The 10,489-nt window shown below is 46.2% G+C and carries 7 protein-coding genes and 1 tRNA gene; 2 read left to right on the top strand and 6 right to left on the bottom strand.

From position 1 onward, the window contains the following. A partial coding sequence (locus VK497_00725) for an FAD-binding oxidoreductase (GenBank protein HMI08905.1) occupies positions 1 to 801 on the bottom strand: 801 nt, incomplete at its 3' end. A 107-nt stretch (positions 802 to 908) separates the two neighbouring features. Between VK497_00725 and VK497_00720 the strand changes: the two genes are divergently transcribed. Further along, positions 909 to 994: transfer RNA gene (locus VK497_00720), tRNA-Leu, on the top strand. A gap of 259 nt (positions 995 to 1,253) precedes the next feature. Here the strand turns inward: VK497_00720 and rsmD are convergent. Genes rsmD through tyrS form a run of 5 tightly spaced genes read right to left on the bottom strand, consistent with a single transcriptional unit; the run spans position 1,254 to position 7,727 of the window. Beyond that, positions 1,254 to 1,799, bottom strand: a complete 546-nt coding sequence (rsmD, locus tag VK497_00715) for a 16S rRNA (guanine(966)-N(2))-methyltransferase RsmD (protein HMI08904.1) — start codon at positions 1,797 to 1,799, stop codon at positions 1,254 to 1,256. Next, on the bottom strand, positions 1,800 to 2,609 hold the full coding sequence (locus tag VK497_00710) for a hypothetical protein (GenBank protein HMI08903.1): 810 nt from the start codon (positions 2,607 to 2,609) through the stop codon (positions 1,800 to 1,802). Positions 2,610 to 2,613: 4 nt separating this feature from the next. Beyond that, entirely contained in the window at positions 2,614 to 4,647 is a 2,034-nt protein-coding gene (gene recG, locus VK497_00705) for an ATP-dependent DNA helicase RecG (GenBank protein ID HMI08902.1), read from the bottom strand. 46 nt (positions 4,648 to 4,693) lie between these two features. Next, positions 4,694 to 6,466, bottom strand: coding sequence for a hypothetical protein (locus VK497_00700; protein ID HMI08901.1), 1,773 nt, complete (start codon positions 6,464 to 6,466; stop codon positions 4,694 to 4,696). 46 nt (positions 6,467 to 6,512) lie between these two features. Beyond that, a complete protein-coding gene (gene tyrS, locus VK497_00695; protein HMI08900.1) occupies positions 6,513 to 7,727 on the bottom strand; it encodes a tyrosine--tRNA ligase in 1,215 nt (404 codons plus the stop codon). A 112-nt stretch (positions 7,728 to 7,839) separates the two neighbouring features. Here tyrS and VK497_00690 point away from each other — a divergent pair, with 112 nt between their 5' ends. Next, positions 7,840 to 10,467, top strand: coding sequence for a transglycosylase domain-containing protein (locus VK497_00690; GenBank protein HMI08899.1), 2,628 nt, complete (start codon positions 7,840 to 7,842; stop codon positions 10,465 to 10,467). The last annotated feature ends 22 nt before the right edge of the window (positions 10,468 to 10,489 follow it).

Below are 10,489 nucleotides of genomic sequence, written 5' to 3'. Positions count from 1 at the left end.
GAATTCGTTCTTCATAATCATTTCTGAAATAATTCCAAGCGTTCCTTGGCTTCCTACGATAAGCGGAGTTAGGTCGAACGATCCATCTTTTCGTTTGACCCTTGTGATCGGACTATAGCCGACATTGTCGCGGATATCGCTCAGTAGCTTGCCGTTGATCACTTCTTGGCTGTCCTCGATGAGGTTATCAAGACTGCGGTAGATTTCGCCTTCAAACGTTTGAAGGCCTTTCTTTTTGTTTAATTCCCGCTTGCTTATGCGTCCCGTTTGAAGAACATCACCGTTAGCAAGTACTACTTCCAACTGATGAACCCACGCGCCTATATCACCCCGACTACCCGATAAAAAACCTACGCTGTCATTTGCAATGACGCCGCCGATGGTTGTATGCTGCGACAAACCGACGAGTGCGGGGATAGCTGTGCCGTGAAGTAATAATGCCTCATTAACGGTGCTGGCTGGCGTTCCAGGTTGCAGCCGTACAAGTTTTTGTTTGGCATCAAATTCAAAGATACGGTTCATATGGGCAGGCGTGACGAGAATAATACCCCGGCCGATCGCCGCACCCGTTGTACTGCTGCCACTTCCCCTGGTAGTCACAGGAAGAACATGGCCCTTTTCAGCAAGCTGCCACGCAAAACGAGCAACTTTACGAATGTCGTTTGTTACCCTGGGGTAAATTACCATTTCAGGGGTAATTTCAAGCACACTACCGTCATGACTCATGGCGTTTAATATTGCCGAATTTGTCGTTACTTCACCTAGAATATGCTCTTGCAGATACGCAGCAACCTTACTCATATACCCTTTCCCTCTAACCCTTGTGGCTGTTTTCTTTATGATAGCACAAGCGTCATAATTTTACAGCTTTATCTATGGGATATTATTTGATATAATCTACAGAGTAAGCGCGAGTGGTGGAATTGGTAGACACGCTAGCCTTAGGAGCTAGTGCCCTTTGGGCGTGGAGGTTCAAGTCCTCTCTCGCGTACCAAATAAAAAAGACATCCGTAGGACGTCTTTTTTATTTGATCACTCGAAACCAAACTTGAACCTCCGCTATCTATCCGTAAACAAACAGCGTGCTGGGTCGCGAAGTGAAAGAAACAAAGTGAAGCGGCAATCTCTCCTTGTATTCAATCCATATTCCTGCTATAATCACGTTATAACAGTCCTACGTTATGATCGCTCCCCCGGAAGAAATTTCGGGGGCTGCTTTTTTATAAAAGATTAGACTAAATAAAAAAGACGCTTTAAGCGTCATCTCGGCGGTAGAAAGTGAGGTTTGCGTTCCCATAACTACGATTGTCCACCACAACAACTCCTGGTTTGGTCGGAACCTCACTTCCACCTGGATGTGATAATATCATAAGTCCACCTGGTTTTAATAGTCCTAGTAAACGCAAGCCTGTGGAAAACTGTGGATCATCATACGGAGGATCTGCAAAGATCAGATCAAATTGCTCCGGATTGCTATTTTCAATCCAATTTAAAACGCTCGTGCGAATAATTGTCACTTGGTCTTCGGCGGCAAGTGTTGTCACGTTTTTTGCTAAAATTTTAGCAGCAATAGTATCACGTTCAATAAACGTCGCCGATTTAGCACCGCGGCTTAACGCCTCTAGCCCGATCGAGCCCGTGCCGGCAAATGCGTCCAGGACTTCCGTACCGACGACTTCACTACCGATACTATTAAACATTGCGTTACGAATACGCTCGCCCATAGGATGCGTGCGCGTATTATCAGGGGCTTCGATCTTGCGGCCACCAAACTTGCCGCTGATAATCCTGATGTTCATCTATTTTTTATCCGCCAAAAGGGCTGCCTGATACCAGCCAAGCACAACCAGCCTGATCATTTCTGGTACTAAAACTCGGCGGGTGCGATTTGCAAGCTGTCTGGTCCATCCCTTATAGCCAAATTCATCGTACATTTTCAAATCATCGATTTTATGAACGGCTTCAAGAAAAAGCGTTTCGAACCCGCGCTCGTTTAGCTGTACGATATCATCGTTATGAATACAATCTTCTTCAAACTTCAATGGCGCGATTGTTGACGCGACGCCGAATTCAAACATGAAGTGTGCCGTGAAGACACCGCCACTTCCCCAATATTGCCAGTTTTTTGAAATAGTATCGCGTCTATTTTTGCCACGGATAAGGTTTTTATCCCGGATAGTAAGACGCTCCGTGTGGGATTTGCCCCATAATTCTTCGATTTTATCACTCAGTGGATAGTGGTGTGCCGGCGTCAGGCCATCAACAATTGCATGCGCCATCCACGCCGCTTCAAATGCGGCCCGTTCATGATTATGCGACTTTAGAGCTTCGGCCAAGTTAATGATATGGTCGTTAATCATCCCTACGATTGCCGTGTCATCAGGATTGGTTGGATCAATATAGTGCCATGGTTCGTCACGGCCTGGACTTTTGCGTTTAATGCCATCTGGGCCATTTGCTCCTTCGAAATGCAAAATGTCGTGTACCAGAGGAAACTCGTTCTTTTTTGGGAGGAACTTTGTAATCTGACGGCGAGAGACACGGTCAATTTTTTGGTGCACACCCATCATGCGGCCCGATTTTGTTCGAAAAGTTGTCCCAGAATACATATTTTTAGTTTAATGTGGTCAAACGCTGATAATACTTCACTTGCGCTGCCAATTGTTTATATTGTAACAGATCGTCTGCGCCCTCCACGAACTTCTTGGCCTGCCTGCTGGCACGTGCAATGAGTTTCGTATCAGATAAAGTTGCGATTTGTAAATTAAGAGCACCGTGTTGTGCGCGGCCATAAATTTCACCTGGACCACGTAGCCGCAGGTCAACTTCGGCTAAGTAAAACCCGTCGTTAGATTTTTCAACTTCACGCAGGCGCTGGGTTGGTTTGCTGCTGTCGCTCGTTACAAGGTAGCAGTAACTTTGATGATGTGAACGTCCCACGCGACCGCGTAGCTGGTGTAATTGGCTAAGCCCGAACCGATCGGCGTCTTCAACCAGCATGACCGTAGCATTGGGAACATCCACGCCAACTTCAACCACTGTCGTACTCACCAAAATATCCAGCTCGCCCTTGGCAAACTTACTCATAACGGCGTCTTTTTCTTCGGATTTTAGTTTACCGTGCAGCAGTCCGATTCGACGGTGCTTAAAAATTGAGTTCTGAAGCTTTTTGTATTCTGCCGTAACACTCTTCACTTCATTATCAGGATTCTCGTCGATCAAACTACAGATAACATACGCCTGACGGCCAGATTTAATTTCGACATCAATTTTTTCATATAACTGTGCCCGGCTGTTAGGCGACCAAATTTTCGTAGCAATTGGTTTACGTCCTTTTGGTAGCTCGTTCAAGATACTGACATCAAGTTCTCCGTAAACAGTTAGCGCAAGGCTTCGGGGAATAGGCGTTGCCGTCATAGCCAGCATATGAGGCATATGGCCACCTTTTTTGAGAAGCGCTTGGCGCTGGGCAACGCCAAAACGATGTTGCTCGTCTATAACGACAAATCCTAATTTATGAAATTCAACCGTTTCCTGAATAAGGGCATGCGTTCCTACGGCCAGCTGCACCTCACCGTTTTTAATATGTTCATATAGCGTTTTTCGCGCAACGCCCTTGACGCTTCCGGTCAATAGTCCGACAGTAACTCCAAACGGCGTCAACAGCTTCCGCAGCGTTTCGGCGTGTTGTGATGCTAGTATTTCGGTTGGCGCCATTAGTGCCGTCTGGAAACCCTCGTGAGCGGCTTGACGGGCGGCTAGGCCAGCGACAACGGTCTTACCCGATCCCACATCACCTTGAAGTAAGCGGTTCATTGGTGTTTTCCGTTCAAAATCTTGGATAATTTCCCATGCAGCAAGACGCTGAGCGCCCGTTAATGCAAATGGAAGCTCTGAAACAAAATCCGCCACAACTTTTTGGCTAAATGGAATATGCCACCCTGTCAATTTGGCATTGTCTTGGCGATTGAATTGGCTTGCCAAAAGAAGTTGGAATAACTCTTCAAAGGCGAGACGTTCGCGAGCTCTGGTTATATCATCGGGCGTTTTAGGAAAGTGCATCCCCAAAAGCGCATCTGATCGCGACAAAAGGTTCTCTTCTTTAATAATTCTCTCTGGAAGTGTTTCGGGCAGCATGGTGATTAAGGGCCGGAGTTCAGCTAGAATCTTGCGTACTAGCTGTGTTTTTAGACCCTTGATCGCCCTATAGACAGGCAAAAGACGGTCTGTCTGAACTGGCATGTCACTGACTTTTTCAGCACCAGGATTCGTCAACTGGTATTTATTGTAGTTAAATTCAAACTCACCCGAAAAAAAGAATTCGTCGTCGCTTGATGCTAGTTGTGTCGTCCGGTATGGCTGGTTAAACCAAACTGCCTGCAGCTTACCGCTATCATCAACGAGTGTTGCCGTTGTAATTCGCAGGCCTCGCCTAACGGGACGCGTACTAATTTTTTCGCAGCGTGCCTTGATCGTCATCTTGCCCGGATGGATATCGGCAATTTTAACAATCTGCGAAAAATCCTCGTGCGTACGCGGCAAGAAATTCAAAAGATCGTCAACGGTATGAAGTCCAGCCAAAGCAAACTGCTCGGCAGTTTTGGCTCCTACACCTTTTACCTTTTCCAAGGAAGATACAAGATTCATGTTCTTATACTAACAGCAGATCGTCTTTGAAATCGAGACAAGCTCACTAATCTTCTAGCAGCATTCCTTCAAGCTCGCGACCAAGTTCTTCAAGTTGGTCTTTCAGGCGATCGTACTGAGCAGGAATGTCCTCTTCCGCTTCTTCATGCCACTGCGAGTAAAATTTAAGCTTCGGCTCGGTTCCACTTGGACGGATCGTCACGCGTCGACGCGGTTCGCCGAGTTCCAGGACGATAACATTACCGGCAACACAGTCAATCGACGTCTCTTTACCTATTGTAAGATCACGACGAACAAGACTCTGGTAGTCAAGAATAGCGGTGACGGGATGACCGCCAATTTCGGCTGGTGGCGATTTTCGGAGATCAGCCATAACGGATTGCATAGTATCAAAGCCGCTCGCGCCCCTGAAAAAAGCATTGCTGAGGTGTTCCATGTAAAGACCGTGTTCCAAAAAGAGTTCGATAAGTCGATCGTAAAGGGTTTTGCCTTCTTTTTTGAGTTCGGCTGCATATTCAGCAAGTGGCAGCGCTCCTGTTGCACCGTCTTTATCGCGGGCATACGTACCTTTTACTAGCCCATAGCTTTCTTCGCCGCCCATAACAAAAATTTCATCGGTGTTTTCTTTTTCTTTCACTAATGCGCCGATATATTTAAAGCCGATGAGCATGTTCGTATACATTTTAATATCATATTTATCAGCAATCGCCGTCAGCATATCAGTCGTGACAATCGTTTTAGCAATAAAATGCTTTGGGGTCAACGTCCCATTTTTCTGCTTTTGTTTTAAAGCAAAATCCGCTGCAAGTACTGCCGACTGGTTACCGCTGAGGTATTTAACATCATCTCCCTGACGGACCATAACGCCAATGCGGTCTGCATCTGGGTCGTTCGTAATAGCGATATCTGCTTTTTCGGCCACCATCTGAGCAATTGCGCGGTCGTTTGCGGCTTTGTCTTCAGGGTTAGCCCTACTACCTTCTATGGTTGGAAAATTGCCGTCAGGGGTCATCTGGTCTTGTACGACTGAAATAGAAGTGAAGCCGGCTGCACGAAGAGATGGCAGAACACTGGTCTGTCCAGCACCATGAAGTGGTGAATAGACAATATTTACGTCTCTGTCTGTCCCCTCGGCCTGATCCACTACTGCCCGTATGTAGGCATCGTCAACTTTTTTGCCAATAATTTCAATGAGGCCATCGTTTATCGCTTCGCTAAAATCAACTTTGTGAATTTCGCGTAGATCTTCAGCCACTGCTAGAACACCTTTGTCGTGAGGAGAGACGAGCTGACCACCATCTGACCAGTACGCTTTAAACCCATTATCCATAGGAGGGTTGTGGCTGGCACTGATAACAATACCGGCAGCAGCATTAAGTTCTCGTACCGCGAAACTAAGTTCGGGCGTCGAACGAAAATTCTCAAATAAATAGGTCTTGAAGCCATTTGCGGCACATACTTGAGCCGCGTACTGGCTAAGCTCTGGAGAGCTAAGACGCGTGTCACAGGCAATCACAATACCTTTTTTAGGAGCTGTTTCGTCAAATGAGTGCGCATACACGCAAAGAGCCTGCGCAGATTCTCCAATCGTTACTCTGTTGATACGATTCGAACCGATACCTGTTGTACCCCTGCGCCCAGCGGTTCCAAACTCAAGTACCTTAAAGAACCCGTCTTCGAGTTCTTGCCACTTTTCGGCGTCGATTAACTCTTGTAATTCGTCGCGATATTCTTCGTATTTTGGCTCTTCTAGCCAAGCGATAACATTTTTCGCAGCTCCAGTGGAAAGGTTTTGGCGGATCACTTCAGTCTGTGACATGGATTCTCCTAAATTTTGCTTATGTCGAGATTTTATTATATCAAATTTAGCGCACTAGGATAAAGTTGTTTTTGCCTTTTTTAATAAGAGAAAGTTCATTAACCTGTCGGTCATCACTTAATTTTTCGTCATTCAATGTAATTGCCCCGCCCAAAATAAGACGACGTGCTTCACCGTTACTTGCGGCTACATTAGATTCAACCAAAATTTCTACGACACTTTTCCCAGCATCGACAGCAGGAATCTCGCCTGCGAGCGCTTCAATATCGGCATCGTGCAATTCCTTAAAGTCACCACTTCCAAAAAGAACGTCCGTAACACGCGCAACAGATTCCATTCGCTCTTTGCCGTGGACAAGCGTCGTTACCTCACGAGCGAGCGCCTTCTGAACAGGACGCAGTGCTGGATTCGCCTTTTGCTCAGCGGCAAGCTCTTCGATTCGTTCACGCGTTTGTAGGGTAAATATTTTCGCGTAATCAATCGCGCCTTCGTCATCGACATTTAGCCAGAACTGGTAAAACTTGTAGACGCTCGTCTTTTTTGGATCCAACCAGACGGCACCTCCTTCTGACTTGCCAAACTTCATTCCTGTCGCCTTGTTGATAACCAGCGGCGTTGAGTATACATGTGCTTCACGACCTTCAAGCCGACGAATAAGATCGACTCCGGCAATTGAATTACCCCATTGATCGGCACCGCAAACTTGCAGCGTAACACCGTATTCACGATTAAGATGCACGAAATCGTAGCCCTGAATAAGCGAGTAACTAAATTCAGCGTAACTAATACCTGCGCCGCTTTCGCCTAGCCGGGATTGTACGAATTCACGTCCGAGCATCTGACTCATTGGAACGTGCTTACCAACGTTGCGAAGAAAATCAAGGTAGCCAATGCCTTGAAACCAATCGTAGTTATCAACTATCTTAAAATCTTTGCCGTTAAAAATCTGACTGTATTGAGCTGCGATGCCAGCTTTGTTTTTAGCAATCTCATCGAGTGTTTTTAGATTGCGTTCATCAGCTTTACCGTCTGGGTCGCCGATCATCCCGGTCGCGCCGCCCACTAGGAGAAAGGCTTTATGCCCGTGATCAATAAAATGACGAACCATCATTGCAGCCGCAAAGTTACCAATAGTCATACTGTCTGCGCTTGGATCAACGCCCCAATAGAAAGAAATAGGAGTTCCGTCTAGTTCGGTCAAATCTTTGAACGTGGTTTGATTAACAAATCCCCGCCACTGCAGTTCTTCGGAAAGTGTCATTCCTGTCTCCTATCTGTTATTACTGGGGCTAGTATACCAGAAAAATAAACCCCTTGCATGCGAAAAAAATGCTATAATGGAGCGTAATACTGCTTATGGGAAACAATACGACGTGGCTAAAAAACCAAACAAATCACGCAGCATGAGCGTGTACTCGAACTTAACGCACAAGCGCAAAACTAAAAAGGATGCTAACGCTCGTAAAAAAGCCGAGTACCTTGCAAGCCTGCCAAAACATCCCTTAAAAAGAATTCTTTACCGACTTCACCCAAAACGATTCTGGGGATACTGGCTTAGTAAGAAAGGTGGCATCATGGCCCTCAAAGTTGCCGGTATCGGTATCTTATTGATGGTTCTTGCCGTTGGTGCGCTATTTGCCTATTACCGGAAAGATCTTGACGCAATTCGTCCAGGCGAGCTTGCAAAACGTGTCACGACAACGGTTTCTAAATACTACGATCGTAATGGCCAGCTTCTCTGGGAAGACAAAGGTGATGGTGATTACAAACTCGTTGTTGACGGTAAAGATATCAATCAATACATGAAACAAGCTACGATTGCGATTGAGGACAAAGATTTTTATAAGCATGGCGGAGTAAGCGTGACGGGCATTTTCCGCTCACTCGCAAACAATGCCAACGGTGGAAGCATCCAAGGTGGATCCACACTAACCCAACAGCTAGTCAAACAGGTATTCTTTGCAGATGAAGCTCAAAAGCGAGGACTAAATGGAATTCCGCGCAAGATCAAAGAAATGATCTTGGCTATCGAAGTTGAACGTATGTATAACAAAGAGCAAATTCTTGATCTTTATCTTAATGAATCACCATACGGGGGTCGGCGTAACGGCGTAGAATCCGGTGCTCAGACCTACTTTGGCAAGTCGTCAAAGGACCTAACACTGCCCGAAGCTGCGCTTCTTGCTGCTATTCCTAATCAACCAGGACTTTATGATCCGTATAATATTGCCGGGCACGAAGCACTTATTGCTCGTCAACATAAAGTTCTTGATGGCATGGTCGAGCAAAAGTATATTACCCAGGCACAGGCTGATGAAGCAAAAAAATATCCGATCATTGATAACATCAAATCTGTCACCGATCAGTTTGACGGTATCAAAGCACCCCACTTCGTGCAAATGGTTCGGAGTGATCTTGAAAAAGAACTGGGCAAAGCAACCGTAGGACGTGGCGGACTAACTATCAAAACAACGCTCGATGTCCGCGTACAGAACAAGCTTGAAGAAGCAATGACGAAAATGTTTACTTCATCTACACCTGCTGTGAATGGCTTTAGTAATGGTGCTGGAACAGTAGAAGACAATGCCACGGGTCAAATTATTGCAATGATGGGAAGTCGCAGTTTTGACTACCCCGGATATGGTCAAGACAACGCAGCGCTTGCGTTCATTCAACCAGGTTCGAGCATTAAGCCACTTGTATATGCCGAGCTATTCTCGCAAAAACCTGCAGGTCAGCCAAACTACGGAAGTGGTTCGATTCTTTCCGATACTAAAACAACGTTCCCTGGCAACTACACGCCAAACAACGCAGACAAAGGTTTTAGGGGTAATATAAACATCCGTCAAAGCCTAGCTACCTCGCGTAACATTCCGGCAATTAAAGCTATGGCCGCTTCGGGTGTTAAGCCTACATGGGAAATGATACGAGCTGCTGGGGATACGCAATACTGTACACAGGGTGCGGATGCTCAAGCCAATCTATCATCTGCAATTGGTGGGTGTGGTACTCGTCAAATTGATCATGTGAACGCTTTCGCTACGTTAGCTCGAAGCGGAGTCTATAAACCAACTACGAGTATTTTAGAAGTTAAAAATAGCCAAGGCGACGTACTTAAAAAATGGAAAGATGAAAGCAAACAAGTCATCGATCCTCAAGTTACCTATATCCTTAGTGATATCCTGACGGATGCAAATGCTAGGCGTCCGCTATTCGGAAACATCACCACGGGACTTAGCTACGGGAACACTGGCATTAAGACAGCGTCAAAGACGGGTACGTCTGACTTTGGTGGCGACAAAGCCAAAGACCTTTGGGAAATGACCTATAGCCCCGCTGTCACGATGGGCGTGTGGTTGGGTAATCCAGACACGACACCTCTAAAAAGTGGTAACTCGACTTTGCCTGGTCCAATTATCGACGCGGTGATGCGCTATGTTCACCAAGACATATACGGCACGGATGGCAGATGGAAACCTAATGATTGGTTTACGCAGCCGGCTGGGGTTCAGAAAATCAATGGCGAGCTTTACCCTTCTTGGTATGACAAAAATCAAAGTAAGGCAAACGCAAAAATAACATTTGATAAAGTCTCAAAAAAGAAAGCTACCGCCTGTACGCCAGCGGATGCAAAGATCGATGTTGATGTGAACAAATCAACCGATCCTGTCACAAAGACTGATGTCTACACTGCGCCAGATGGGTATGACGCGACGAAAGATGATGATGCGCACAAGTGTGACGACAGCAAACCTAGTATTGGCACAATCAGCGTTAGCGGCGGCAAAATAAGCATCAGTGCAGTCAAAGGCACCTTTAACCTCAAAGAAATTCAAGTATCAGTAGACGGTACCGTGATCGCGACTCTACCAGCGAGCGCGAGCGGAACATACGACGCAACATATAAATTTAACGATAAGAACGCACATACTGTCGCCTCGACAGTAATGGATGAAGGCTACTACACCGGAGCTAATTCACTTCAGTATACAGCGCCCTGACGTCAGGCGTCCTAGACGTTAA

Source organism: Candidatus Saccharimonadales bacterium (assembly GCA_035317825.1).
Lineage (GTDB): Bacteria > Patescibacteriota > Saccharimonadia > Saccharimonadales > Saccharimonadaceae > DATHGB01.
The sequence above is the reverse complement of the archived record's forward strand: the minus strand, read 5'-3'. Positions and strand labels throughout refer to the sequence as shown.

Bases quoted from the DNA above. Each gene is read 5' to 3' on its own strand.
- rsmD (HMI08904.1), bottom strand. From the start codon at position 1,799: ATGAACATCAGGATTATCAGCGGCAAGTTTGGTGGCCGCAAGATCGAA.
- VK497_00710 (HMI08903.1), bottom strand. From the start codon at position 2,609: ATGTATTCTGGGACAACTTTTCGAACAAAATCGGGCCGCATGATGGGT.
- recG (HMI08902.1), bottom strand. From the start codon at position 4,647: ATGAATCTTGTATCTTCCTTGGAAAAGGTAAAAGGTGTAGGAGCCAAA.
- VK497_00700 (HMI08901.1), bottom strand. From the start codon at position 6,466: ATGTCACAGACTGAAGTGATCCGCCAAAACCTTTCCACTGGAGCTGCG.
- tyrS (HMI08900.1), bottom strand. From the start codon at position 7,727: ATGACACTTTCCGAAGAACTGCAGTGGCGGGGATTTGTTAATCAAACC.